Source organism: Rheinheimera fenheensis (genome assembly GCF_039871805.1).
Classification (GTDB): Bacteria; Pseudomonadota; Gammaproteobacteria; order Enterobacterales; family Alteromonadaceae; genus Alishewanella; species Alishewanella fenheensis.
In genome coordinates, this window is record NZ_JBDPJM010000008.1 from 52,868 (window position 1) to 78,017 (window position 25,150).

Annotated in this window: 24 protein-coding genes; 11 read left to right on the plus strand and 13 right to left on the minus strand. The window is 50.3% G+C overall.

All coding sequences use genetic code 11. The annotated features are described in order from the left end of the window. Positions 1 to 203 precede the first annotated feature (203 nt). Complete coding sequence (locus ABGI61_RS12230) at positions 204 to 1,067, plus strand: glucosaminidase domain-containing protein (protein WP_347601460.1); 864 nt, start codon at positions 204 to 206, stop codon at positions 1,065 to 1,067. Between the two features lies 1 nt (position 1,068). Beyond that, the gene (locus tag ABGI61_RS12235; RefSeq protein ID WP_347601462.1) at positions 1,069 to 1,713 is read left to right on the plus strand and encodes a DUF2987 domain-containing protein; all 645 of its coding nucleotides are present in this window, start codon (positions 1,069 to 1,071) and stop codon (positions 1,711 to 1,713) included. Positions 1,714 to 1,726: 13 nt separating this feature from the next. Here the strand turns inward: ABGI61_RS12235 and ttcA are convergent, their stop codons facing one another. The 11 genes from ttcA to ccoN form a co-directional block, all read right to left on the minus strand. Next, a complete protein-coding gene (gene ttcA, locus ABGI61_RS12240; RefSeq protein WP_347601464.1) occupies positions 1,727 to 2,659 on the minus strand; it encodes a tRNA 2-thiocytidine(32) synthetase TtcA in 933 nt (310 codons plus the stop codon). A gap of 86 nt (positions 2,660 to 2,745) precedes the next feature. Next, a complete protein-coding gene (uspE, locus tag ABGI61_RS12245; RefSeq protein WP_347601466.1) occupies positions 2,746 to 3,678 on the minus strand; it encodes a universal stress protein UspE in 933 nt (310 codons plus the stop codon). A gap of 118 nt (positions 3,679 to 3,796) precedes the next feature. Beyond that, positions 3,797 to 4,510 carry a fumarate/nitrate reduction transcriptional regulator Fnr gene (gene fnr / locus ABGI61_RS12250; RefSeq protein WP_347601468.1) on the minus strand — a complete coding sequence of 238 codons (714 nt, stop codon included), beginning with the start codon at positions 4,508 to 4,510 and terminating at the stop codon, positions 3,797 to 3,799. Between the two features lie 45 nt (positions 4,511 to 4,555). Continuing rightward, on the minus strand, positions 4,556 to 5,239 hold the full coding sequence (locus ABGI61_RS12255) for a sulfite exporter TauE/SafE family protein (RefSeq protein WP_347601470.1): 684 nt from the start codon (positions 5,237 to 5,239) through the stop codon (positions 4,556 to 4,558). Beyond that, positions 5,236 to 5,418, minus strand: a complete 183-nt coding sequence (gene ccoS / locus ABGI61_RS12260) for a cbb3-type cytochrome oxidase assembly protein CcoS (RefSeq protein ID WP_347601472.1) — start codon at positions 5,416 to 5,418, stop codon at positions 5,236 to 5,238. The genes ABGI61_RS12255 and ccoS overlap by 4 nt, the downstream gene beginning before the upstream one ends. Beyond that, complete coding sequence (locus tag ABGI61_RS12265) at positions 5,415 to 7,793, minus strand: heavy metal translocating P-type ATPase (RefSeq protein ID WP_347601474.1); 2,379 nt, start codon at positions 7,791 to 7,793, stop codon at positions 5,415 to 5,417. Before ABGI61_RS12265 ends, ccoS begins: the two co-directional genes overlap by 4 nt. Before the next feature lie 8 nt (positions 7,794 to 7,801). Then, positions 7,802 to 8,290 (minus strand): FixH family protein, encoded by a 489-nt coding sequence (locus tag ABGI61_RS12270; RefSeq protein WP_347601476.1) that lies wholly within the window; start codon positions 8,288 to 8,290, stop codon positions 7,802 to 7,804. Between the two features lie 91 nt (positions 8,291 to 8,381). Beyond that, positions 8,382 to 9,365 carry a cytochrome-c oxidase, cbb3-type subunit III gene (gene ccoP, locus ABGI61_RS12275; RefSeq protein WP_347601478.1) on the minus strand — a complete coding sequence of 328 codons (984 nt, stop codon included), beginning with the start codon at positions 9,363 to 9,365 and terminating at the stop codon, positions 8,382 to 8,384. Continuing rightward, positions 9,358 to 9,537 (minus strand): cbb3-type cytochrome oxidase subunit 3, encoded by a 180-nt coding sequence (locus tag ABGI61_RS12280; RefSeq protein WP_347601480.1) that lies wholly within the window; start codon positions 9,535 to 9,537, stop codon positions 9,358 to 9,360. The genes ccoP and ABGI61_RS12280 overlap by 8 nt, the downstream gene beginning before the upstream one ends. Before the next feature lie 5 nt (positions 9,538 to 9,542). Then, a complete protein-coding gene (gene ccoO / locus ABGI61_RS12285) occupies positions 9,543 to 10,154 on the minus strand; it encodes a cytochrome-c oxidase, cbb3-type subunit II (protein ID WP_347601482.1) in 612 nt (203 codons plus the stop codon). A gap of 10 nt (positions 10,155 to 10,164) precedes the next feature. Continuing rightward, positions 10,165 to 11,592 carry a cytochrome-c oxidase, cbb3-type subunit I gene (gene ccoN, locus ABGI61_RS12290; protein ID WP_347601484.1) on the minus strand — a complete coding sequence of 476 codons (1,428 nt, stop codon included), beginning with the start codon at positions 11,590 to 11,592 and terminating at the stop codon, positions 10,165 to 10,167. 280 nt (positions 11,593 to 11,872) lie between these two features. Between ccoN and ABGI61_RS12295 the strand changes: the two genes are divergently transcribed. After that, positions 11,873 to 12,259 (plus strand): hypothetical protein, encoded by a 387-nt coding sequence (locus ABGI61_RS12295; protein ID WP_347601486.1) that lies wholly within the window; start codon positions 11,873 to 11,875, stop codon positions 12,257 to 12,259. A gap of 76 nt (positions 12,260 to 12,335) precedes the next feature. After that, entirely contained in the window at positions 12,336 to 12,530 is a 195-nt protein-coding gene (locus tag ABGI61_RS12300) for a hypothetical protein (protein WP_347601488.1), read from the plus strand. A gap of 8 nt (positions 12,531 to 12,538) precedes the next feature. Here ABGI61_RS12300 and ABGI61_RS12305 read toward each other — a convergent pair whose 3' ends face one another. Further along, on the minus strand, positions 12,539 to 13,378 hold the full coding sequence (locus ABGI61_RS12305; protein WP_347601490.1) for a D-hexose-6-phosphate mutarotase: 840 nt from the start codon (positions 13,376 to 13,378) through the stop codon (positions 12,539 to 12,541). A 228-nt stretch (positions 13,379 to 13,606) separates the two neighbouring features. Next, positions 13,607 to 14,617 carry a type I glyceraldehyde-3-phosphate dehydrogenase gene (gene gap / locus ABGI61_RS12310; protein ID WP_347601492.1) on the minus strand — a complete coding sequence of 337 codons (1,011 nt, stop codon included), beginning with the start codon at positions 14,615 to 14,617 and terminating at the stop codon, positions 13,607 to 13,609. A 197-nt stretch (positions 14,618 to 14,814) separates the two neighbouring features. Between gap and malQ the strand changes: the two genes are divergently transcribed. The 7 genes from malQ (at position 14,815) to fos (ending at position 25,138) form a co-directional block, all read left to right on the plus strand. Then, entirely contained in the window at positions 14,815 to 16,998 is a 2,184-nt protein-coding gene (malQ, locus tag ABGI61_RS12315; protein WP_347601494.1) for a 4-alpha-glucanotransferase, read from the plus strand. Between the two features lie 92 nt (positions 16,999 to 17,090). After that, complete coding sequence (gene glgB, locus ABGI61_RS12320) at positions 17,091 to 19,274, plus strand: 1,4-alpha-glucan branching protein GlgB (RefSeq protein ID WP_347601496.1); 2,184 nt, start codon at positions 17,091 to 17,093, stop codon at positions 19,272 to 19,274. A gap of 60 nt (positions 19,275 to 19,334) precedes the next feature. Then, entirely contained in the window at positions 19,335 to 21,428 is a 2,094-nt protein-coding gene (gene glgX, locus ABGI61_RS12325) for a glycogen debranching protein GlgX (protein ID WP_347601498.1), read from the plus strand. A gap of 94 nt (positions 21,429 to 21,522) precedes the next feature. After that, entirely contained in the window at positions 21,523 to 23,052 is a 1,530-nt protein-coding gene (gene gnd, locus ABGI61_RS12330) for an NADP-dependent phosphogluconate dehydrogenase (protein WP_347601500.1), read from the plus strand. Then, entirely contained in the window at positions 23,049 to 24,239 is a 1,191-nt protein-coding gene (purT, locus tag ABGI61_RS12335; protein ID WP_347601502.1) for a formate-dependent phosphoribosylglycinamide formyltransferase, read from the plus strand. The genes gnd and purT overlap by 4 nt, the downstream gene beginning before the upstream one ends. A 120-nt stretch (positions 24,240 to 24,359) precedes the next feature. Continuing rightward, a complete protein-coding gene (locus ABGI61_RS12340; RefSeq protein ID WP_347601504.1) occupies positions 24,360 to 24,749 on the plus strand; it encodes a DoxX-like family protein in 390 nt (129 codons plus the stop codon). Further along, on the plus strand, positions 24,734 to 25,138 hold the full coding sequence (fos, locus tag ABGI61_RS12345; RefSeq protein ID WP_347601506.1) for a fosfomycin resistance glutathione transferase: 405 nt from the start codon (positions 24,734 to 24,736) through the stop codon (positions 25,136 to 25,138). Before ABGI61_RS12340 ends, fos begins: the two co-directional genes overlap by 16 nt. Positions 25,139 to 25,150 lie beyond the last annotated feature (12 nt).

The following is a 25,150-nucleotide window of genomic DNA, read 5'->3' on the forward strand; positions in this document are numbered from 1 at the left end:
AAATTGCTGTGAGGCACTGTTTTCACATAACTCAAGTTGCTTTGCAATGGTAAAGGCCAGCTTTTGCGTAAAAAAACTAAGCCAGCGCAGTTTTTGGTCGTATAAATGCACCTGTGCAGGTAAAATAGCGCGGTCTTGTTGTAACAAACAGGTTACTGCAACGGTAAAGGTACTGTGCTGGAAGAGTAACCAACAGGTGATAGATGTTGTTGAAAAAAATCATTATTTTACTGTTCTGGCTGCTGGTGGTGGTCGCTGCGTTAAGCCCTTTTACCGAGCTTGAGCCGGTAAAACAAGTCGACTCGCTTGAAGAGTGGCAAAAGCCAAGCCGTATTACGGCGCTAAACGATGCTGATAAAAAGAAAGTGTTGCAGCGCCTGGCGTATACCCAAACTGCGCCTGCGTTTACCCAACTGCCTGACTTTAACCAATACACCAATGTTACCGAAAAAAAACGGGCATTTTTTAACTACCTGCGCCCTTATGTTAAGCGCGAGAATGCGCGGCTGCGCTCGTTGCGCGCACAACTTTTGGATATCCAGGAAAAAAAGCAAAAGCGTTTGCGTATCACCTTAGAGGAGTATGCTTTTTTGTACAGCTTGTACGACGAGTTTCGGATGGAAGTGGCTGAAACCGACGAAACCATGCTGGAAGAGTTACTAAAGCGGGTTGACATTATTCCGGATACCTTGGTGTTAATGCAGGCAGCAAACGAGTCTGCCTGGGGCACCAGCCGTTTTGCTGTTGAGGGCTATAATTTCTTCGGTCAGTGGTGCTTTCGCGAGGGCTGTGGGCTTATTCCCAATTCACGCCTTGAGGGGCAAAGCCACGAAGTAGCAAAGTTTGATAATCCGGGTGCCAGCATTAAAAGTTATTTCTATAACCTTAACACCTTCCATACCTATGAGGGCTTGCGTGCTATACGCGCCCGTTTGCGTGACGAGGGCAAGCCAGTGCGCGGCGAAGCTCTGGCGGCAGGGCTTGGCTCTTACTCTGAGCGTGGTGATGAATACATTGCCGAGATCAGCAGTATGATCCGGTTTAACCGTAAATTATTGGAAGAATAATATGCGATTTTTGTTACCACTGACGCTGCTATTCGCGGCGCCGGTGTCGGCTGATTTACTGCTTAATTACAACGGCTTTTATGGCCGGATGAAAAAACTGCAGCAGCCTGAGTACAGTGATATCACGCTCGCCTTTGCCCTTACCGGTGAGCTAACCGGCAATGCCTGTCAGTTTTATGCTATTAAGCTGGTTAGTGATCGACATGATATGGCGTTGGATACCGCGGCAAATGGCGAAATTAGCCTGCCGTATGATGAGGCGTTAAAAAACAGCAATGCCGTACTTCAGGTATTGCAAGCTGATAATGTCGAGCCTTGTCAGGTGCAGTTTAGGCTGCGATCACGTATGCGCTTGCCGGCGCAGTTAAGTTTAAGCCAACTGACACATTACCGCAGCCAGTTTGATGTGTTGTTGGATGATATGGCCGGTTTGGGTAAATACTGGTTACCGCCGGTCAGTGGCGTCATTGTAGAGTTTGCTGAAGACGTTGTTATGCCTGAGTTAACGCCGGCACAGCAAGCGGTTACACAGTGCAGCGCCAGACGCTGCACCATAGTACTTGATGAGAAGTTACCTGCCGAGAGCCAATGGCCATTTAACCAACGACCTTCGTATTTGTTACCCTTTATCAGTGCCGCCCAATAGCGGCCTGGTTAAACTAGCTTAGCGCGACAATTTGCACCGTACTGCGGTTGTCGTTATCGTCTGCGCTGTCGTCATCGATATTCAGGCCAACCGGTGTTGCCGGCACGGCTTCTTTATCAAAGGCGGTGTCACGCATTGACAGTGGCGTGTCTTTGCTTAGGCCGGCAAAGTCAAACAGGGTTTTGTCTATCATGTGTGACGGCACGATGTTTTGCATGGCCTGAAACATGGTTTCAATGCGCCCCGGAAAGCGCTTATCCCAATCCTGCAGCATGTCTTTAACCACCTGACGTTGCAGACCGTCCTGCGAGCCACACAGGTTGCAGGGGATGATTGGGAACTGACGTGCTACCGAGTATTTTTCGATATCTTTTTCTTTGCAATAGGCCAAAGGGCGGATCACGATATGTTCGCCGTTGTCGCTTACCAACTTAGGAGGCATCGACTTCATCTTGCCGCCATAAAACATGTTTAAAAACAGTGTTTCCAGCATATCGTCACGATGGTGGCCCAGTGCAATCTTGGTAGCGCCTAACTCTTTGGCTGTGCGGTATAAAATGCCGCGGCGCAGCCTGGAGCACAGTGAACAGGTGGTTTTGCCCTCGGGGATTTTCTCTTTCACGATAGAGTAGGTATCTTCGGTGACGATTTTAAAATCAACGCCGATACTGCTTAAGTAAGTCGGTAATACCTCTGCCGGAAAACCAGGTTGCTTTTGGTCTAAATTAACCGCCACGATAGAAAAGTTTACCGGCGCAGATTGTTGCAGGTTCAGCAAAATATCCAGCAGGGTGTAAGAGTCTTTACCGCCAGACAGGCACACCATTACCTTGTCGCCATCTTCAATCATATTAAAGTCGGCAATAGCCTGACCGACACCGCGGCGCAGACGTTTATGCAGTTTATTCAGATTGTATTGAGCTTTAGCTTGCGCAGCGTGAGTCATAACCACAGTACCCAGTTGAAAAAGGCGCACATTATAGCCAAGTGTGCGCCAATACCAAAGCTGACGGCGGCTAAAAGCGTGAAAACTTACTCTTTTGCCAGCGGGCAAACAAAATTAGCCGGTTTTACCGCGAGTACATCACAGTCCAGCCGGTCGATAACATGCTCAGCGGTGTTGCCAATAATGGCCGCCGATAAACCGGTACGTCCGATAGTGCCAATGATCACCATTTCAGCATCCAGTGTTTTGGCAATGGCGGGGATCACATCTTCCGGCATACCTTCCTGCACGTGGGAGTGCTCGGGAGCAATATCAAACTGCGTGGCTAGCTTGGTTAGCGCATCAGTGTGGTGATGTTTCATCGTGCTATTGTATTCTTGCGGGTTGAATTCCGGTATTTCGATGGCAATATTAACCGGCGTGCCGGGAAAGGCGTTAACCAAATGCGTTTTTGCACTTAGCATAGCGGCCATCTGCTGGGCTTTGGCGATTACACGTTGGTTTAATGACAAATGATGTTCCTGCTCGCTGCCGGCATTCACCGCAGCAATGATATTGCCGCCCTTAGGCCAGTCATGATCTTTGACCAGCAGCACCGGGCAAGGGCATTTACGCAAAATATGCCAGTCGGTTGGGGTGAAGATCATCGATTTAAGCACATCATGATCATGGGTGCCTTTGATCACCAAGTCGTAGCCATCTTCCAGCACAGCATGCACCACAGCCTCGAATGGACGGTTGTGCCACACCACTTTAATATCAATATTAATACCACCGGCACGTGGTGCTGCTAAGTACTCACTGATCCACAGTTCACGGTCTTTAATCACGGCCTGACGCATAGATTCACGCTCATCGCCAGATAACATTGTGGTCATTTCATACGAGAAGTCATACACCGACAAAAATGCAGTGAGCTTGCCGCCCTGTAACCGAACCAGTTCTACGGCGCGGTTTAAGGCTTTTTGTTGCTCGCTGGTCGGATCCAGTACCACCAGAATATTGTTATAAGTTGACATGGCTTACTCCAGGCTAAAACAGTTAACACTAAGTGTAGTCAACTTAGCCTGGATTGCTTAAAAGGGGTTTGCGCCAGCGCAAAGTTGGCGCAGTTAAACGAGCGGATCCAAAGGTGTATTAACAATGTGCTGTTAATGCAGCCAGGCGTGATAGCGCCGGTTGATCTTTGATGGTGATAAGCTTGCCATCTACCGCAATCAGTTGCTCTTTATCCAGTTTACTCAGTAAGCGGCTAATGGTTTCTACCGTTAAGCCCAAATAGTTACCAATATCGCTGCGTGTCATCGTCAGGCGAAAAGCGCTACCGGAGAAACCGCGGCTGGCATAGCGTTGTCCTAACTGCGATAAAAACGTCGCCAGTTTTTGCTCGGCGGTTTTGCGGTTTAACAGTAGCATCATTTGCTGATCGGCCTGAATGTCCTGGCTCATTAGCCGCATCATCTGCTGGCGCAGGCGGGGCAGCTGGTCCAGCAAGCCTTCGAGGTTGGGCAGCGGAATTTCGCACACCATAGCGGTTTCCAGCGCTTCGGCGTAGCTGGGGTGTTGCTGATTACTTAAGCCATCAAAACCAACAATGTCGCCCGGCAGATGAAAGCCAGTAATTTGCTGTTCGCCCTGATCGGTAAGGGTAAAGGTTTTAAACGAGCCGGTACGAATGGCATATAGCGACTTTTGCGCTACGCCTGATTCAAACAACATATCACCTTTATGCATTGGCTTTTTGCGCTGAATAATATCATCCAGTTTGTGCATTTCGGCATCGTTTAACGAAAATGGCAGGCACAACTGACTAAAACCACAATCCTGACAGTTTATTGCAGAGCGTTGCATAATGGCGTCCTTTACCTTTCTCTAAAATACCAACAGGTGTCTAGCTTAAAAAACCAGTCGGCGGATAGCAAGCCAAATCGTGTAGCAAGCATAACCGCCAAGTAATAAGGCGGCGATATAACGAAACCAGAGAGTGTTTTTAAGCGTAACCAGTGCGTTGGCGGCGCTGCCAGTTAGCAGTATTGCCGGTAAGGTACCAAGGCCAAACGCCAGCATTAATAAGCCACCATGCAGGCTACTGCCGCTGGCCAGGCTCCAGCCCAGTGTGCTGTACACCAGGCCACAGGGCAGGGCGCCCCAGCAAATACCATAAGCATAAGCTTTGGCGGCAGAGTTAAGCGGTAATAACTGCTTAGCAATGGGTTGAACGCGGCGCCACACCGTTTGGCCGAGCCGCTCCAGTAACAGTAAACCAAACCAGATCCGGCTGATGTAAAGTGCCATCATCAACAGCAGTAAACCGGCCAGTAGGCGTAGCCACAGCAGTGATGCGCCGCTTAATTGCATAGCGCTGACACCAAAATAACCTACCAGGGCACCGAACAGGCTATAGGTAGTTAACCGGCCCAGGCTTAACAACAGCTGCAAAGCCAATTTACGTTTTGCTGAAGCTGCCGGCATGGTCAGTTGCAGCGCACTGGCAATACCACCACACATCACTAAGCAATGGCTGCTGCCAATCAGGCCAATAAGCAGTGCCGACAACAGATCGGCTGTCAGGTTTGTCATAAGGGAGGTTTATCGCTATCGCTATTGCGCTTGGGGGTATTTTGCTCATCAAACAAAATACTGAACCCCTCTTTGTCCAAATCGTCGAACTGCCGTGAACGCACCGCCCAAAAGAAGATGGCAAGGCCAATCAGTACAAACAAAATGGCGATGGGGATCAGCACATAAATTATACTCATTTTTTCAGTAACCTTAGTGAGTTAGATACGACCAGTAAGGAGCTGAACGACATGCCTAGCACCGCAATATAAGGTGAGACGAAACCTGCTACCGCCAGCGGGATAATCAGCAGATTATAGCCAACCGACCAGCGTAAATTTTGTTTAATGACTTGTTTAGCCGTTAGGCTGCCTTGTAATAAGTCGTGTAGCAGCGTGATATTAGGTTGCAGTAATACCACATCAGCCTGATTTTTCGATAAATCACTGCCGCTATCTAATGTTACTGAGACATGCGCCGCATGAAACGCCGGGCTGTCGTTGATACCATCGCCCAACATCATCACTTTATGGCCGCCTTCAACTAGGCGAGTTATTTCAGCCACTTTTTGCTCAGGGCTGCAGCCTTTTATCATCTGATCGAACTGAAGTTGCTGTTGCAGCGCATCGGCCTGGCTTGAACTGTCACCGGTTAACATCATTAACTGATAACCCTGCCGGCGCAGCTTTGTCAGTAGCTCCGGTACTTCCGGGCGTAGCGCGTCTTGCAGGCTTACTGCCGCAATAGGCTGCTCGTCGATGGTCAGATACACCATAGCGTCGCTTTGCAACAAGCCACAAAAAGCAGCACTGCCGACTTTAACCTGTTTATCCTGATAGCGCGCACTGATGCCGCCACCGACGGTAATACTAACTTCCTCAAGCGGCAGTTTCTGCGCAAGGTAACCGCTAAATGCGCGGCTTATCGGGTGCTCGGAATAGGCTTCAAGATTAGCGATCAGGTTCAGTGCCTTTGCTTCGCTCAGGGTATCGGTCAATAACCGGCAATTGCTGACAGAGAAACGCCCCTCGGTTAGAGTGCCGGTTTTATCAAATACGACAATACTAAGTTCAGGCAACAGATCCAGCGCGGCAGAGTTTTTAATTAACACGCCGCGGCGGTTCAAACTGGCCAGGGCACAGGTAACAGCCGTGGGGGCGGCCAGGCTAAGGGCACAAGGGCAGGTGGCCACCAGCACAGATAACGTTACCCAAAAGGCGCGGTCGGCATCGAGCCAGAAATACCATAGCAGAAAGGTCGCAGCAGCGATGAGCAGCAGGCGTTCGACAAAATAGCGCGCCAGTTTATCGGTTTTCTCCAGCACGGCGGGTTTTTGGCTCAGCGTACGTTGCTGCAGCTGAATAATCTGGCCAAGCATGGAATTATCAAGGGCGTTGGTTACTTTAACTTGCAACAGACCATCATGGTTTACTGTGCCAGCCAGCACGTTATCGCCAACAGTTTTGGCAATGGGTCGGTATTCGCCGGTTAACATCGACTCGTCTGTCGAGCTGCTGCCCAATAAAACTTCACCATCCGCTGCCAGGGTTTCACCGGGTTTTACCAGAATCATATCGCCCGGCCGCAAGCGCTTGGCAGACACTGTTTCATGCTGCTGGCCTTTTAGCAAGGTGGCACTTACTGGCATAATTTTAAGCAGATTGCTGGTGGCATCACGCGCTCTGGCACGGGCGCGGTACTCAAAAAACTTACCCAGCTGCAATAAGAAGGTAAACATGCAGACCGATTCAAAATAGACTTCACCGGTATTAAAAGCCGTGGCATAGGCGGAGGCAAAAAAGGTGTAGTAAATAGCCAGGCTGACCGGCACATCCATGTTCATTTGTCGGGCTTTAATGCCACGCCAGGCACTTTTTACAAAGGGCAGGGCCGCATACAGCACCACCGGCAGTGTCAGCAGCATGCTGATCCAGCGCAAGTAACCCTGATGCGATGCCTCTATGCCAGTGTAATCACCAAAATACAACGCGACCGCCAGCATCATCACCTGCATGGTCATAATGCCAGAAACAGCCAGCCGCTTTAAAAAACGGCTTAGTTCTGCTTTATAGTGCTGCTCTTCCTGGTCGGCAACAAAAGGGCTGGCCTGATAACCAATGTCGGCTAGCTTTTGTAAAATACCGCTAAGTGGTTCTTGTCGCGCGTCCCAACTTAAATGACAACGCTGTGTGGTTGAATTGACATTAACCTTGTGTACGCTGGGTAACTGCCGCAATTGTTTTTCGATAAGCCAGGCGCATGCCGCGCAGCTGATACCACTGATCGAGAGTTCGATTTCGGTTAGATCCCCGAGCTTACGGCTGACATCTGATAGCACATCGGCGGCATCAAATTGGCTCAGTTCCGCTTTTAACTGTTCAGGCAGGGCCTTAGCTTTGCTGGCCGGCTCTGTACGAAACCGATAATAATCGTCCAGGTTACTGGAAATGATGGTGTCGGCTACTGCTTGACAACCGGCACAACAAAAAGCGCGCTGCTGGCCGTCAAACATCAGGCTGAAATTAAAACCCGCTGGCACGGGTTCATGACAGTGAAAACAGCGCGTGTCGCTCACATTTGGCCTTAATGGTAACCCAGTTTAATTTCAGCCGTGGCGGGCAGTTCCAGTGTGGCGCGTAGTTTCCAGTCTTTAGAGGCATCAGACACCACCAACTGCCATTTGCCGGTAGGGGTAATCGGCAAGTCGGCGACATACAATAACTCTCCACTGCGCTGGGCATCCAGGGCAAAATCGCGCTCGGCCAGTGTCGGGTGATAAAAATCCAGATGTACAGCACCGTCCAGTACGGTATTTTCCGCAAAACGCACTACGGCACGGTTACCTGCTACTAATACATGAGCATCGAGGTTACGCAGCGCGGCCTCGCGGTATTTCGCCAGCTGCATATTAATAGCGCGGCCGGCTTTATAATAATCGTCCACCACTAAATCAGGTGAGTGCTGCTGCATAACCACTATGGTATGCACAGCCTTTAGCGCTGTGATGACGGGTATGGCGATTAAGATCCAAGGCCATAACTGTTTGTACCAGGGTTTTGTATCTTGCTGCATTAACACCTCAACTAGCGCGGCACACCGGGCCGGTATTATATAGCAATAAGCCCCAAAGAAAGGGGCTTATTTTATCGTTTACTAACGCCTGTTACTGTGCCGTTGTGGTCGGCTCAGGATGGGCTAAACGGTATACGTAGGCTGTCAAAATATGGACTTTGTCTTTACCCAGTGTTTGCTCGAATGCCGGCATCACACCGTAACGGCCCTTAGTTAAGGTTTCTTCAACCGCCGCAGCAGAGCCACCGTATAACCAGACGTTGTCTGTCAGGTTAGGGGCACCAAACGGCAGATTGTGCGCCAGGCTACCTTTGCCGTCAGCACCGTGACAAGCGGCACATAAGGCAAACTTGGCTTTACCCGCTTCGGCTTCGCGCTCGTTAACACTACGACCTGACAGGCTAAGTACATAAGCGGTCATTTCTTTTACGCCTTGCTCACCCAGTGCATCAATCCAACCCGGCATCGCCGCTTTGCGGCCATATAACAGGGTTTCTTTGATTTTATCCGGCGAGCCACCATATAACCAATCGTTATCCGTCAGGTTAGGGAAGCCCTGCTGGCCACGCGCATCTGAGCCATGGCATAGTGCACAGTTTTGTAAAAACAGACGCTGACCAATTTTAATTGCTTCATCATCGTAAGCCAGATCTAACACATCGCGCTGGGCAAACTGCTGGAATACCGGGCCGTACACTTCATCCGCTTTAAACACTTCACGGTCTAGCTGCACATTCAGGCCTTCAGCTTTGGCCTTTTCTACCGCCAGGCGTGACTCTTCCAGCGACTTTATGCCCTGATTCGAGCTGGTCCAGCCCAAAAAGCCCTGCCATTTACCTAAGCCAGGGTAGGCGGCCAGGTAATATACTGACCATACCAGCGTTAGCACGAACAGGTAGGTCCACCAGCGTGGCAAGGGGTTATTGATCTCTTCTATACCGTCCACTTCATGGCCGGTAGTTGAGTCTTCAGGAACACCAACATGGTTCGTCAGGTTCCATTTCAGTAACAGCGCACAACCGATAAGCACCGGCAGCGTTAACACTATGATCCAAGCACTCCAAAAGTTACTCATGACCAGACTCCTGTTTATTTTTTTGTGGTGCCTTTTGTTCGTCGTCGAAGACCAGGTTTGCCGCCTGGTCAAAATCTGCCTTACGTTTTTTGCTGTAAGCCCAGATAACAAAGGCAACAAAGGCGACGAACAAAATCACGGTAAAAATACTGTGTATTGTTGAATATTCCATGAGCATTACTTCAGGTGCGTGCCCAGTGACTGCAAATAAGCAATCAAGGCCTGCATTTCTGTTTTACCCTGTACTGCAGCGGCTGCACCGGCGATATCTTCGTCGGTATAGGGCACGCCATAGCCCTGTAACACAGACATTTTCTTCGCAGTATGTTTGCCGTCTAACAGGTTTTTATCCAACCAGGGGTAAGCCGGCATATTCGATTGTGGCACCACTGAGCGCGGATCCATCAGGTGAGCATAATGCCAGTCATCGCTGTAGCGCTGACCAACACGGGCCAAATCAGGGCCGGTACGTTTTGAGCCCCACAGGAAAGGGTGGTCCCAAACGCTTTCACCGGCAACCGAGTAGTGGCCATAGCGCTCTACTTCGGCCCGGAACGGGCGCACCATCTGGCTATGGCAGCCAACACAGCCTTCGCGGATGTAGATATCACGGCCTTCCAGCTGCAATGCAGTGTAAGGCACCATGCCATCTACCGGCTGCGTGGTTTCGTCCATAAACATCAGCGGGGTAATTTGTACCAGAGTACCGAAACTAATCGCGACGATAGTTAAAACACCCAGAAGACCAACGCTTCTCTCTATTTTGTCATGATGATTTTTATTCGACATGATTTACCTCTTACGCTGCTGCTGGTACAGGTTGTAATGATTCATCTTTAGCACGCACCGTCTTGTACACGTTGTATGCCATCAGCAACATACCGGCGACCACAAAGACACCACCGATAAAGCGCATCAGATAGAACGGCATTGAGGCTTCTAAGCTTTGTACAAAGCTATAGGTTAGGGTGCCGTCGGTGTTTACTGCGCGCCACATCATGCCCTGGGTAATACCTGAGATCCACATAGCTACGATATACAGCACCACGCCGATAGTGTGTAGCCAGAAGTGGGTATTAATCAGCGAAATGCTGTACATGCGACCCTGGTTATATAACACCGGGATCAGGTGGTAGATAGCGCCGATAGAGATCATGGCAACCCAACCTAAAGCACCAGAGTGCACGTGACCAATGGTCCAGTCGGTGTAGTGCGACAGCGCATTAACCGATTTAATTGCCATCATCGGGCCTTCAAAGGTAGACATACCGTAGAACGACAGCGATACAATCAGGAAGCGCAAGATAGGGTCAGTTTTCAGTTTATGCCAGGCACCTGACAGCGTCATAATACCGTTAATCATGCCGCCCCAGCTTGGCACAAACAGCACCACAGACATCACCATACCTAACGACTGAGTCCAGTCAGGCAGCGCAGTGTAGTGCAGGTGGTGTGGGCCAGCCCAGATGTAAAGTGCAATCAGTGCCCAGAAGTGCACGATAGATAAGCGGTATGAATAGACCGGACGACCAGCTTGTTTTGGTACGAAGTAGTACATCATACCCAGGAAACCGGCGGTTAACAGGAAGCCTACTGCGTTATGGCCGTACCACCATTGCACCATAGCATCAACGGCACCGGCGTAAATAGAGTATGACTTAAAGGCGCTTACCGGCACCGCCATACTATTCACAATGTGCAGTGCTGCCACGGTGATAATAAAACCACCTAAGAACCAGTTGGCGACGTAGATATGGCTGGTTTTACGCTTAACGATAGTGCCAAAAAACACTATGGCGTAAGACACCCACACTAAGGTAATTAATATATCAATTGGCCATTCCAGCTCGGCGTATTCTTTTGAGCTGGTTAAACCCATTGGCAGCGTGATGACCGCAGCCACAATGACCGCCTGCCAGCCCCAAAAGGTAAACATGGCCAGTTTTTCTGCAAATAAACGTACCTGACAGGTGCGCTGTACGATGTAGTAACTGGTAGCGAACAAGGCGCTGGTACCAAAAGCGAAAATCACCGCGTTGGTATGTAAAGGACGAAGGCGACTATAAGTTAGCCACGGCGTTTCAAAGTTTAACGCTGGCCAATATAACTGGGCCGCTATTAACACGCCCACCGCCATGCCGATAATCCCCCAAAAAACGGTGGTTAAGGCAAAGAGGCGGACAACGCGATAGTTGTAGTCAACATTTAACGTATTGGTCTGGCTCATGTTGAGTTCCGCTGCAGTTTGTGCTGGTTACTGATACAGGTTGCTTGCACAACCATTCTTGTTATAGGCAGATTTACGCACCCAAAATAGACGGTGTTTTGTCTACCAATTTGGGGCCGCATATTAAGGGTTTTACCCCTGAAAAGATAGGTAAAAGCGCCCGTTTTATGATTTAGAACAAAGTCGTTGCTCACTAAATAACCAAGTGTAGCCGTTGTTTGAAGCTTTTCATTAAAACCGCGTACAATAACCACTTTATTGCACAAAAGGCTGACCCCAATTGCGATTTTACCCGTTGTTATTGCTGCTGTTAACCCTGAGTGCCTGTTCTCCTGATCGCGCGGTGTCAACCAATAGCACCATTGTGTACCAAGATGGACCAATAACAGTGCAACTAAGCCCGGCAGACGCACCGGTCGAAACGCCACTTAAACTAACAGTAGTTGCTGATGATATCAGTGCGGTATCAGGCAGTATCACCGGTGTATCGATGTATATGGGCCGGATCCCACTTCGGTTCAATAAAATAGCTGAGGGCTTTGCAGCCGATTTTTTACTGGGGGCCTGCGCGGACCCCAAAATGTTATGGCAGCTTGAGATCGAGCTCCTTTATCGCGATGGAAAAAAACACACCGTAAAACAGCAGTTTCACTCCAGTTGGCGCTAAAAGGGTAAATTTTTGCTTGAGATCTGCTTAAAAAATGGCCAGTATCAGGCGGCAAAATTAAACCGGAGTAAGCGCCATGACCAGCGAATTTGTCCGTAATATTCACCTGGCCACCGCCCAGCGCATGAAAGAGCAGGGCGTTGATTTATCAGGCATTGTTGAACATTTTGAAAATGTGTTCATGCCAATCGACGAACTGCCCCAACTGCTGGGGCAACTGGGTTACCCGCAGCAGGATTTGAAGCAGTTTTTAAAAGGCACGGAAGGCTGAAACTAACGCTAAATCAGTTTTAGCTGTTGGCAAACAGACAAGGCGCTGGCGTCAGTGGTTAGCCTGGCGGTTTCAACACAGACAAACTGCCGGTAACCCTCAGCTGGCATATCAGACATTTTGCTACTTTTAGCTTGCCAGGGGTTCCACACCACGGTGGCATCATGACCCGCCTGGTTAATGCTAAGTGCGCCCAGTGCACTGTCTAACCGCAGCTGATTGGCGCTTTGCGGGTAAATACGATCGACCTCAGCGTTAATTTTTAGCGCCGTTTCAGCGTCATTAACAAGGCTATTGCTGACCTTGTCCTGATAAACGCCGGGCAGTGGCCGCACTACAGCGGAATCAACAGTACCCACTTTGAAATAGCTGTGCAGTGCCGCTTGCTGTGCTATTTGGCTGTTGCAACTAAGCGATAGGCTTAGGCTGTCGTTCAGCGTAACGCTCAGCATTAGCCGTACCGTGCCGCTATGATGCGGTAAGTCGTTAAGCTCCAGCTGTAAATTGACACTGACACCATTGCTGCTGATCTGCTGCGACACCAGTTGCCATAAACGGTTACGCACTAAACCATGGTTGGGCAGGGCGATATTATCGGGGTTGAAGGCTGCGGTTACCGGCCCAAACCATGGCCAGCAAATAGGCACGCCGCCGCGAATGGCATTGCCGTTATGCCAGCTGGCCTTTGGCGATAGCCACAGCACTTCATGCTCAGGGCTGGGCTGATATGACAATAGCTGGGCGCCATATAATGAAATGACCGCCGTTGCGTTGCCGTGCCGCAGGCTGATGCAGGGTAAATCGGTTAAATGGGCAAAACCGGTGACTAATGTTATTGCTTCAGTCAATCCTAAGCGCTCCAGACAGTTGTTGATGCTAACTATATCAGCTGTGGAGCAGGTGTTCTTTCGTAACAGCGGCATGGATGCCGCGCAGGCTGAGACAGCACAGGGATGTGCTGTTGAAGGCGGTGAAGAAAGAATTTCCTGCTCTGCAGCGTTACTGCCGATGTTAGTTAACAAGTATTGGTTAATAAAAAAGCCAGCATAAAGCTGGCTGTGTGCTGACGCAATGGTTTACGCGTGCTTCATAAACTCCACGGTGTTATCCAGCATGCGGTTGCTAAAGCCCCACTCGTTGTCGTACCAGCTCATTACTTTCACTAAACGGCCATTCACCCGGGTTTCGGTGGCGTCAAAAATTGACGATTTCGGGTTGTGGTTAAAATCGACTGACACCAGCGGTAAGTCATTTACTGCCAACACTTCGGCCATAGCACCGCCGGCACAAGCTTTACGCACTATTTCGTTTACTTCATCAATAGAGGTATTGCGACCGGCAATAAAGGTTAAATCGACCAGTGACACGTTTAAGGTAGGCACCCGAACAGCCAGGCCGTCAAATTTACCCACCAGCTCTGGCACTACTAAACCTACAGCGGCGGCGGCTCCGGTTTTGGTTGGGATCATCGACATTGCAGCAGCCCGGGCGCGGCGCACGTCAGTGTGGTACACATCACTTAAGCGCTGATCGTTAGTGTAAGCGTGAATAGTGGTCATCAGACCTGATTCAATACCCAGGATGTCGTTTAATGGCTTGGCAATAGGCGCCAGACAGTTAGTGGTGCACGAAGCATTAGAAATAATATTCATTTGCGGCGTTAAAATATGGTGGTTTACGCCGTACACTACAGTGGCATCGACATCTTTAGCGGGGGCACTGATAATGACTTTTTTCGCACCGGCTGCAAGGTGAGCGCCGGCCGATTTACGATCGGTAAACAGGCCGGTACACTCCAGTACCACATCAATATTTAATTGCTGCCACGGCAGGTTAGCCGGGTTACGCTCGCTTAAGGTTAAAATTTCATCCTGATTAACGTAAATGGCTTTGTCGTTGTGCTCAACGTTCGCAGCGAAGATGCCATGCGCCGTATCGTATTTCAGTAAATGAGCATTAATTGCGGCATCGCCCAGATCATTAATAGCGACCACTTTAATGTCATACTGTTTACTACTTTCGTACAGCGCTCGCAGCACATTACGGCCGATACGGCCAAAACCGTTAATTGCAACACGAATTGTCATGATAACCCCGTTAAACTTGCTAAAGTGAAAGTGGATGAATTGTTATGTAGTAAAATTACATTAATTTGCCGCTTTTTCAAGTTTTAGTCGGCGGTAAACCGACAAAAATGTAATTTAATGACACAAATTGACAATGACATTAGTATCGAGGCGGCCTAGAATGGGCGTTAGCCTTCTGATCAGACTGAGGATTTACCATGGACGCCAGCTTAAGGGCTGAACTTATCGCATTTTGCGGCATTGAAACCGAATTTAATGATGCCTGGGGTAAGCCCACAACCGTCAGTGAGGCCGATCAAGTACAGTTGTTAGCGGCGCAAGGGTTCGCCATTGATGACGATGATACCGCCCGCAGCCAATTGCTGGCCCGCCAGCTTGATTACTGGCAGCGTATATTGCCTTGTGTATCAGTGCAGCGTGCCGATGAGCCGCAATACCTGACACTGCATGTCACATTAGCGCAGGCCAATACGCTTGTTGCACTTAATTTACAATGCGAAGATGGCAGCAGCGTCAGTGTTGAGCTGACGCCCGTCGAGGGTGAACTGGTGCAAGTCGTGGTGCTGGACGAGGTAGAATATCACCAGTACCAGCATGCACTGCCTCAGCAGTTAACGCCGGGGTATCACCAGGTTGCGCTGGCAGATGGTAGCGTAACGCAACAGCTTATTATTACGCCAGGCCAATGTTATCAGCCGCCGGCGTTTAGCAAGCAAAAACAGTGGGGAATAGCGCTGCAGCTATATGCACTGCGCTCGACGCGTAACTGGGGTATCGGCGATTTTACCGATTTGCAGCACACGCTGACCTATCTGGCTAAGTTAGGCGCCGACTTTGTTGGCTTAAATCCCATTCATGCGCTGTATCCGGCTATGCCAGAAAATGCCAGCCCTTACAGCCCATCATCACGGCGCTTTTTAGATATCCGCTACATTGACGTAACCGCTATGCCAGGCTTTAACCAGTGCGCGCGCAGCCAAAAGCTGGTTCAAGCGCCGGCCTTTGTTACTGCACTTGCTGAGCAGCGCAGCAAAGATTTTGTTGATTACGAAGGCGTGATGCGGCTGAAACTGCCGGTAATGAAAAGCCTGTACCAGTGGTTTACCGAGCAGGCTGATAAAGAAACCAAGCAGCTGCAAAAGGCCTTTAAGCAATTTAAACAGCAAGCCGGCGACAGCTTAATGCAACTGGCGTTGTATGATGCGTTACATGCCTTTTTATATCAGCAGGATAACCAATACTGGGGTTGGCCGGTATGGCCTGAAGAATATCGAGACCCTGAGTCAAAGCAGGTTAAGCAATTTGCCAGGCAGCAAAAAGCCGAGCTGGATTTTTACTGCTACTTGCAGTTTATCGCTCAGCAGCAACTGGCTCAGGCGCAGCAAGTAGCCAAAGACGCCGGCATGTGTTTGGGCCTGTACCGCGATTTAGCGGTGGGTGTCAGCGAAGCTTCTACCGAGATCTGGGCCAACCCCGAACTGTATTGCCGTGAGGCCAGTATAGGTGCGCCGCCTGATCCGCTGGGGCCTGCCGGACAAAACTGGGGCTTGCCGCCGATGTACCCATACCAGCTGTACAAACAAGCCTATCAGCCTTTTATTGAGCTGCTGCGTGCCAATATGCAGCATGCCGGCGCCTTGCGTATCGACCATGTAATGGCACTGTTGCGTCTGTGGTGGGTGCCCAAAACCGCAGCCAATGCTGGTGGTGGCGCCTATGTATATTATCCGATTATGGATTTACTCGGCATTCTGGCACTGGAAAGTCAGCGTCAGCAGGCGGTGATCATTGGGGAAGACTTAGGCACAGTACCCGACGGTATCCGCGAGCTGCTACAGGACTATGGCGTGTACTCTTATCGGGTGTTTTTCTTTGAAACCGCCGCTGATGGTGGTTACATTTCACCGGCGCATTATCCGCGTCAGGCCATGGCAACGCTGACCACTCATGATTTGCCGACATTAATTGGTTTTTGGCACTGTGAGGACTTGCGCCTGGGTAAAGATTTAGGCTTGTATCCGGATGAGCAACAGTTGCAACAATTGTACGCTCAGCGCCATGCCAATAAGCAGCGCATTCTCGACTCGCTGCACGGCCATCAGGTGCTGCCGGCCGATTACAGCCGCAGCACTGAGCATCTGGGCATGGACCGCACGCTAAACTTTGCCCTGCAGCGCCACCTGGCTGCCGGCAATAGCCAGTTATTGTGCCTGCAACTGGAAGATGCGTTGGAAATGACCCAACCGGTGAATGTGCCCGGCACCAGTAACGAATATCCAAACTGGCGGCGTAAGTTAAGCCAGCCGCTGGAGCAGTGGCGTGATAACCCGGAGATTGCCGGACTGTTTAGCCAAATTAGTGAAAAGCGGCGCCAAGCATAAAAAGGCGTTGGCGTATTTCGCCATCGCCAAGCCTGCCTGAGCTGGTAAGGTAAGTTGATAAGGCCTGTGAGCAAAATGAGAAGGGATACAAGATGAACCTAACACTGTTAGAACAGGTACAATGTGCCGAACCCTTTGCCGTTTTAGGTTGGCAAAGAATAAAGCCGGACAGCGCGGTCGGTTTAGTGTTACGGGTGTATTTACCCCAGGCCACTCAGGTAACAGCTATAGCGGCAACAAGCGGTAAACCGCTGGGTGAGCTTACGGCTGTGCCCGGTTGTAGCGGTGTGTTTGAGCTGGTACTGGCAAAAAAGCGCAAAGCGGAAGCTTATTATTTGCTGGTGCAAAGCGGCAGTTATCAATACCAGCTGATTGACCCTTATCAGTTTACTGATGAGGCCTATTATGCCGTGCATTATGTCACTCACCAGCCGGAAAACCTGTATCGCCAGCTTGGTGCTCAGCTTATCCGCCTGCCATTTGGCAAAAGCAGCATTAACGCCACCCGTTTTGCCGTTTATGCCCCTAGTGCCAGCAGTGTCAGCCTAATTGGCGATATGAACAGCTGGGATGGCCGGGTACACCCGATGCAGCGCACACACTGTGGCCATTGGGTACTGGTGGTGCCACAAGTGGCCGCCGGTGTGCGTTATAAATTTGAGATCAAAGATAAAAATGGTCATTTACTGCCACATAAAGCTGATCCGATGGCGTTTTATGCTGAGCAGTATCCTTCGCACGCTTCACTGGTGTATGACCACAACCATTACCAATGGCAGGACAGTGCCTGGCGTAACCGAAAAGCGGCCGATCCGCTGCAAAGCCCAATCAGTATTTACGAGCTGCAGGCCGGCAGCTGGCGACGCAGTGCCGATAACCAGCCACTGAGTTACCGCGAGCTGGCATCAGAGCTTATTCCTTATGTGCTGGATATGGGCTACAGCCATATTGAACTGTTGCCGGTAATGGAGCATCCGTTTGACGGCTCCTGGGGCTATCAGCCGCTGGGCTTATTTGCGCCCACCTCGCGCCTGGGCAACCCGGATGATTTTAAATACTTTGTCGATAAGTGCCATCAGGCGGGCATCGGCGTGATTTTAGATTGGGTGCCGGCGCATTTCCCTGAAGACGGCCATGGCTTAGCCCGCTTTGATGGTAGCCATTTGTATGAATATGAGGATCCGCGCCGAGGCTGGCACCCGGACTGGAACTCCTGCATTTACGACTACGGTAAAGATTATGTGCGCCAATTTCTGGTGGCCAGCGCGCTTTACTGGCTGGAACATTTTCATATCGACGGCCTGCGCGTTGATGCAGTGGCGTCGATGTTGTACTGGGATTATTCGCGTAACGAAGGTGAGTGGATCCCCAATATCGATGGCGGCAACCATAACTACGAAGCCATCAGCTTTTTCCGCTGGTTTAACCGTGAGGTCTATAGCAAATTTCCCAATGCGATGACCATTGCTGAAGAGTCGACGTCATTTCCTATGGTGTCGCGCCCGGTTGATATAGGTGGGCTTGGCTTTGGTTTTAAATGGAATATGGGCTGGATGAACGACAGCTTGCGCTATATGAGTAAAGATCCGGCTTACCGGCGCTACCATCACAACGATTTGACCTTTTCTATGGTGTACGCCTACAACGAAAACTTTATTTTGCCGTTGTCGCACGATGAAGTGGTACATGGCAAAGGCAGCTTGCTGAACAAAATGCCGGGTGACGAATGGCAGCAAGCGGCTAACCTGCGGGCTTATTATGCTTTTATGTTTGCGCATCCGGGTAAAAAGCTGAATTTTATGGGCAACGAGTTTGCCCAGGGCCGCGAGTGGAACCATACCCAAAGCCTGGACTGGCATTTGCTGGATTACGACAAACACCGCGGCATGCAGCAACTGCTGCGCGACTTAAACCAGACGTACCGCCGCTGCCCACCACTGTATCAGCTGGATTATCAGCAAGACGGCTTTCGCTGGCTGGATCATCAGGATGCCGATCACAGCACCTTAAGTTTTCTGCGCCGTGACGCCAGTGGCGATGCGATATACGTGGTGTGTAATTTTACCCCTTTGCCGCGCAGCAATTTTTTACTCGGCGTTGAGCAAAGCGGCGACTATGAGGTTATCCTCAATACCGACAGTGAATATTATTGGGGCAGCAATTACAGCGTTGGCACCGCTCTGAGTAGTATCAGCGGCAGTTATCAAGGCCTGGCACAGCATCTTTGCCTGCAGTTGCCACCGCTGGCCACGCTGTATCTGCGTAAAAAACGCTAACAGCAGTAAGATAAACAGGTCGCAGTAATAAGTTACAAGTAACGTGGGGCATTACACCTTATGGCACAGCACATTCCGCTGTTAAAGCTATCTTATGGCCACAGTGCGCCGCTTGGCGCAAGCTGGGTAGCGGCTGGTGCTGACGACAGCATTAACCAACACAAAGATGAACAGACAGCAGGTCATTGGAATTTCGCCGTTTATGCGCCAGAGGCCACGGCGCTGACATTGTGCTTGTTTCAAAGCGATACGGAGGAGCTACTGGCCGAAATTGCCTTTAGCGCCCGCACCGGCGATATCTGGCATTTAGCCGTAACCGGCATTGCGCCGGGCACCTTGTACGCGTTTAAAGCCGATGGGCCAAAGCAGCCTGACCAGGGCTTGCTGTTTGATAACGAGCGTATTTTGCTTGACCCTTATGTAAAACAGCTTAATCGCAGCATCAGCTTTAACGAGCGCTTATATAGCACAAAAAGCCATTTTATGCTGGCTAAGGGTGTGTTAAGCCAGCATGAATTTGATTGGCAGGGCAGTGTAAAACCGCATATCGCGCGGGAAAAAACTGTTATCTACGAAGCGCATGTCAAAGGCATGACCATGCTCCACCCTGAGGTGCCTGAGCATCTGCGCGGCACTTATCTTGGTTTGTGTCATCCGGCGATTATTCTGCATTTACAGCAGCTGGGCATTACTAGCCTGCAGTTGTTGCCGGTGGCGGCCTTTATGAGCGAGCCCCGGCTGAACAAGCTGCAACTGACTAATTACTGGGGCTATAACCCGGTAAGTTTTTTTGCCCCTGAACCGCGCTATCAATATCAGGATGCCCTGACAGAGTTTAAAACACTGGTGCGTACTTATCATCAGGCCGGTATTGAAGTCATTTTAGATGTGGTGTTTAACCACGCTGCAGAGGGCGGTGATGATGGTCCACTGCTGAGTTTTCGTGGCCTGGCGAACCGCCATTATTACCTGTTTGAGAGCCATGCCGACATTACCGATTTTAGCCAAAGCTGCAATTATACCGGCTGTGGCAATACCTTAAACCTGGCTCAGCCGATGGTGCAAAAGCTGGTGATGGATGCACTGCGTTATTGGGCCACCGAGATGCAGGTTGATGGATTTCGCTTTGATTTAGCCACCACACTGGCGCGTGAACACAAAAGGTTTAACCCTTATGCCGCATTTTTTCAGATCATCGCGCAAGATCCGGTGTTAAGCCAGCTTAAGCTGATTGCCGAGCCATGGGATGTCGGCCCGATGGGCTATCAGTTGGGGCAGTTTCCGCCGCAGTGGTCAGAGCTAAACGATAAGTGCCGCGATACCTTTCGCGCCTTCTGGCGCGGTGATAGAGGCGTATTGCCAGAGTTTACGACGAGGCTGTTAGGTTCGCGTGATATCTTTCAAAAACACCACAAACCGGCCTGCTGCAGCGTGAATTATTTAACCTACCATGACGGCTTTACGCTGCAGGATCTGGTGAGTTATCAGGATAAACACAACTGGTTAAATGGCGAAGAAAACCGTGATGGCCACAGCCATAACTTAAGTTGTAACCACGGGGTAGAGGGCACAACGAAAGATAAAGCCATTATCGCCAGCCGTTATTTGCATAAGCGCAATCTGGTCGCCACCTTGTTGCTAAGCCAGGGCATGATCCACTGGCTGGGCGGCGATGAGTTAAGCCACAGCCAGCGTGGTAATAACAACGCCTATTGTCAGGATAACGACATCAGCTGGCTCGACTGGCATCTGGATAGCGATGAGCAGGACTTTTTCGACTTTGTCTGTCAGATGCTGGCGTTTCGGCGCCAATACAGCTGTTTACAGCAGTTGTCCTTACTGGACGATAATTACCAGCTACATGGCGAAAAACATCAAATCTGTTGGTATTTGCCCGATGGCAGCGAAAAGCAGCAGCACGACTGGCACGACCCCGAGCGTTCAGCCTGTATCTTTCAAATTACCAATAAACACAGCAATGCCAGTTTATTGTGCATTATGAACGCCTCCAGCGACGCCTTGGCGGTGAGTTTACCCAAACGCCCCTGGCAGCCGCTGTTTGATACCAGTGTGAATAAAGGTATAGCGTCTACGTCTAAAGAAAAACAGCAGCAGTACCAGCAAAATGCCAATAGTATCTCGGTCTGGCTGTAGGTTTATCAGCTGTGTTTTTGTATAATGCGCGCCGTTCAGACGTGCCGGCTGGCAGCTTGGCACGTACTTGTGAAAAATAATAAAGGAATGTCAGATGACAGACACAGCTGCACTTTGCGATATCGGCTTTGTTGGCGCCGGTGTAATGGGCAAAAACCTTATTCTGAACCTGGCTGACAACGGCTACCGCGTGGCAGCGTTCGACCTTGATCACCAAAAACTGGAAGCCGTGCTGGCGCAGGATAAAGCCGAGCGTGGTGACAAGCCGGCCCGGGTGATCGCCTGCAGCTCTTACACTGAATTATTGTCGCGCCTGTCAGCGCCGCATTTAATTGTATTATCGGTACCGGCCGGTAAGCCGGTAGATGATGTCTGTCATAAGTTGATTGATGCCGGTATTCAAGCCGACGACATTATTGTCGATACCGGAAACAGCCTGTGGACTGACACTGTAGCACGGGAAAAAGACTACGAAGGCAAGTTTATTTTCTTTTCTACGGCGGTATCGGGCGGTGAAGTCGGCGCCCGTTTTGGTCCCTCGCTAATGCCAAGTGGCGACCCTTATGCCTGGACCCGTATTAAACCCTTATGGCAGGCCATCGCCGCCAAGGTAGATCCCGCTACCGGCAAGCCGATAGAGCGCTTTGAACCGGGTAACCCGGTGACCGAAGGCGAACCTTGTGCGGCCTACATTGGCCCCAGCGGCTCTGGTCACTATGTCAAAATGGTGCACAACGGCATTGAATACGCCGATATGCAGCTAATTTGCGAAGCCTATCAGGTGATGCGTGACATTCTGGGCATGACAGCAGCTGAAATTGCCAGTGTATTTACCGACTGGAATAACGGCAAGCTGCACAGTTACTTAATGGACATCAGTGCCCAGGTATTGGCCACTAAAGACTCTGAAACCGGCTTGCCGCTGGTGGATGTGATTATGGATAAAGCCGGCCAAAAAGGCACCGGTCTGTGGACAGCCGTTAGCAGTTTGCAGTTGGGTAGCCCATCGCCGACCATTGCCGAGGCCGTATATGCCCGTTCTTTATCTGCGCTTAAGCACGAACGGGTAAAAGCCGCTACTGTACTGGCCGGCCCTGCACAAAACCTGATTTCGCCAGAGCAGAAAGCCGAGATTATTCAGGCGCTGCACGATGCGCTGTATTGCGCCAAGATCTGTGTCTACGCTCAGGGTTTTCATTTGATGAAAACCGCCGCCGACGAGCATGGCTGGCAGCTTAATTTTGCTGAGATTGCCAAAATTTGGCGTGCCGGCTGTATTATCCGTGCGGTGTTTTTACAGTCAATTACCGAAGCGTACGAGCGCAACGACGAGCTGGAAAACCTGCTGCTGGACCCGTTCTTTGCCAAACAAATTTCGGTGTACCAGCAAAACTGGCGTAAGGCCGTTGCCAACGCGACCTTAGCCGGCATTCCGGTAGCCGCGCTAAGCTCCGCCCTGAGTTATTACGACTCGTACCGCACCGCGGTGCTTCCCGCCAATTTATTACAGGGCCAACGCGACTTTTTTGGTGCCCATACCTTTGAGCGTACCGATAAAGCTAAAGGCAAAATGTTCCACGTTGACTGGAGCAACCCAGAGCGGCCAATGGTGAAAATAAAATGATTAAAACCACAATAGGCACCCCGGGCGCGGCCAGCACCACCAAAGTGCTGTTACTTGGCGCAGGCGAGCTTGGTAAAGAGCTGTGTATCGAATTAAAACGCTACGGCTGTGAAGTGATAGCAGTAGACCGTTACCCTAATGCACCGGCCATGCAGGTAGCCGACAAGGCCGTGGTTATGTCGATGCTGGATAATGCAGCACTGCGCCAACTGGTAATAAGCGAAAAGCCGGCACTGATTGTGCCCGAGCTGGAAGCTATTGCCACCTCAGTGCTGATTGAACTTGAAGATTGCGGTTTTAACGTGGTGCCAAGTGCCAAAGCCGTTAACCTGACGATGAACCGCGAAGGCATTCGCCGCCTGGCAGCTGAAGAGCTAAAGCTTGCGACCTCGCCTTATGTGTTTGCCAACGATAAAGACAGCTTTGTCGCTGCGGTGCAGCAAATTGGCTATCCCTGTGTGGTAAAACCGATAATGTCCTCCAGCGGCAAAGGCCAGAGCGTGCTGCGCACTGATGCCGACCTTGACGCCGCCTGGTTGTATGCGCAGGAAGGCGGCCGCGCCGGTAAGGGCAGGGTTATTGTCGAGGGCTTTATCGACTTTGACTACGAAATTACTTTACTTACGGTAAATTCGCTGTCCGGTATTCAATATTGTGCGCCTATCGGCCATCGCCAGGAAAAAGGTGATTATCGCGAAAGCTGGCAGCCGCAGCAGATGAGTGAACAAGCTCTGGCCAAGGCGAAACACTATGCCAAAGCAGTAGTTGAGGCCTTGGGTGGTCGCGGGTTATTCGGCGTAGAGCTTTTTATCAAAGGCGATGCGGTGTACTTCTCTGAAGTGTCGCCCAGGCCACACGATACCGGCATGGTCACGCTGATTTCACAGCAACTAAGTGAATTTGCCCTGCATGCGCGCGCTATTCTGGGCTTGCCCATTCCACAAATTAAACAATATGGCCCGGCCGCCTCAGCGGTGTTGTTAGTGCCAGGCCACAGTGCTGATATCCAGTATCATGGCATAGCTGAAGCCTTAGTCGAGCCGGATACCGAACTGCGTATATTCGGCAAACCCGAAGTGCAGGGCGAGCGGCGCATGGGCGTAGCACTGGCACTTAGTGACAGTGTCGAAGCCGCGACAGAAAAAGCGCTTAACGTGATTAGCAAATTAACCGTAATGCTTAATTAGCGGTATTAAAGCAAAACCACCTACGGGTGGTTTTTTAATAACTTAAATTGTAAATAAGTTGTTTGTTTTGACGCTGAATTACACTAGTATCGGCGCGAAAAAACTAATCGGTAAACTGAAATGGAAGGCAGGCGTTTGCAAATAGTACAGCTGGCGCGCTATGTGATAGGACTAACCTGGATTTATCACGGCATTTTCCCCAAGTTGCTGCAAATTGCGCCGCTGGAGCAGGCCATGACCGGCAGCCTGGGCTTCTCCGACGACATTACTTTTTATCTTGTGAAAATAGCTGGTGTGGCCGAGGTGATTTTTGGCTTAGTGTTTATCTGTTATTACCGGCAAAAAACGGTACTGCTGCTGAACATTATTGGCCTAACCGGCTTGTTGCTGTTTGCGGCCATCATGGCACCTTTTGTATTGCTTGAAGCCTTTAACCCAATAACCACCAACGTGCCATTAATTGTATTAGGTTATTACTTGTTAAAGGAGAGTACATGCTGCAAGGACTAAACCATATCACTATCGCGGTAAGCGATTTAGATCGTTCGCTGGCGTTTTACACTGAGTTGCTTGGCATGAAGGCTCATGTGCGTTGGGATGCCGGAGCTTATCTTAGTCTTGGAGATGTGTGGTTTTGCTTGTCGTGTGATGCCCCCAAGCCAAGCCTTGATTACTCTCATCTTGCTTTAGATATTGCCGAACACGATTTTGCCGTATTTGTTACAAAATTGCGCGAAGCAGGTATAGACGAATGGAAGCAGAACCGTAGTGAAGGGCAATCAGTTTATTTTCTTGATCCAGACGGCCATAAACTGGAAGCCCATTGCGGCAGCCTGCAAACGCGCTTAGAAGAATTGAAGCACAAGCCGTATTCAGGCTTAGTATGGTTGTCAGAATGATTTTCCGGAGAG

What these genes read in the sequence shown, in the direction of transcription:
- ABGI61_RS12300 (WP_347601488.1), top strand. Translation starts at nt 12,336, where the DNA reads ATGACCAGCGAATTTGTCCGTAATATTCACCTGGCCACCGCCCAGCGC.
- fos (WP_347601506.1), top strand. Translation starts at nt 24,734, where the DNA reads ATGCTGCAAGGACTAAACCATATCACTATCGCGGTAAGCGATTTAGAT.
- ccoP (WP_347601478.1), bottom strand. Translation starts at nt 9,365, where the DNA reads ATGAGTAACTTTTGGAGTGCTTGGATCATAGTGTTAACGCTGCCGGTG.
- gap (WP_347601492.1), bottom strand. Translation starts at nt 14,617, where the DNA reads ATGACAATTCGTGTTGCAATTAACGGTTTTGGCCGTATCGGCCGTAAT.
- purT (WP_347601502.1), top strand. Translation starts at nt 23,049, where the DNA reads ATGATTAAAACCACAATAGGCACCCCGGGCGCGGCCAGCACCACCAAA.
- ccoO (WP_347601482.1), bottom strand. Translation starts at nt 10,154, where the DNA reads ATGTCGAATAAAAATCATCATGACAAAATAGAGAGAAGCGTTGGTCTT.
- ABGI61_RS12230 (WP_347601460.1), top strand. Translation starts at nt 204, where the DNA reads ATGTTGTTGAAAAAAATCATTATTTTACTGTTCTGGCTGCTGGTGGTG.
- malQ (WP_347601494.1), top strand. Translation starts at nt 14,815, where the DNA reads ATGGACGCCAGCTTAAGGGCTGAACTTATCGCATTTTGCGGCATTGAA.
- ccoN (WP_347601484.1), bottom strand. Translation starts at nt 11,592, where the DNA reads ATGAGCCAGACCAATACGTTAAATGTTGACTACAACTATCGCGTTGTC.
- glgX (WP_347601498.1), top strand. Translation starts at nt 19,335, where the DNA reads ATGGCACAGCACATTCCGCTGTTAAAGCTATCTTATGGCCACAGTGCG.
- ABGI61_RS12270 (WP_347601476.1), bottom strand. Translation starts at nt 8,290, where the DNA reads ATGCAGCAAGATACAAAACCCTGGTACAAACAGTTATGGCCTTGGATC.
- glgB (WP_347601496.1), top strand. Translation starts at nt 17,091, where the DNA reads ATGAACCTAACACTGTTAGAACAGGTACAATGTGCCGAACCCTTTGCC.
- ABGI61_RS12280 (WP_347601480.1), bottom strand. Translation starts at nt 9,537, where the DNA reads ATGGAATATTCAACAATACACAGTATTTTTACCGTGATTTTGTTCGTC.
- fnr (WP_347601468.1), bottom strand. Translation starts at nt 4,510, where the DNA reads ATGCAACGCTCTGCAATAAACTGTCAGGATTGTGGTTTTAGTCAGTTG.
- ABGI61_RS12235 (WP_347601462.1), top strand. Translation starts at nt 1,069, where the DNA reads ATGCGATTTTTGTTACCACTGACGCTGCTATTCGCGGCGCCGGTGTCG.
- ABGI61_RS12255 (WP_347601470.1), bottom strand. Translation starts at nt 5,239, where the DNA reads ATGACAAACCTGACAGCCGATCTGTTGTCGGCACTGCTTATTGGCCTG.
- ttcA (WP_347601464.1), bottom strand. Translation starts at nt 2,659, where the DNA reads ATGACTCACGCTGCGCAAGCTAAAGCTCAATACAATCTGAATAAACTG.
- gnd (WP_347601500.1), top strand. Translation starts at nt 21,523, where the DNA reads ATGACAGACACAGCTGCACTTTGCGATATCGGCTTTGTTGGCGCCGGT.
- uspE (WP_347601466.1), bottom strand. Translation starts at nt 3,678, where the DNA reads ATGTCAACTTATAACAATATTCTGGTGGTACTGGATCCGACCAGCGAG.
- ccoS (WP_347601472.1), bottom strand. Translation starts at nt 5,418, where the DNA reads ATGAGTATAATTTATGTGCTGATCCCCATCGCCATTTTGTTTGTACTG.
- ABGI61_RS12340 (WP_347601504.1), top strand. Translation starts at nt 24,360, where the DNA reads ATGGAAGGCAGGCGTTTGCAAATAGTACAGCTGGCGCGCTATGTGATA.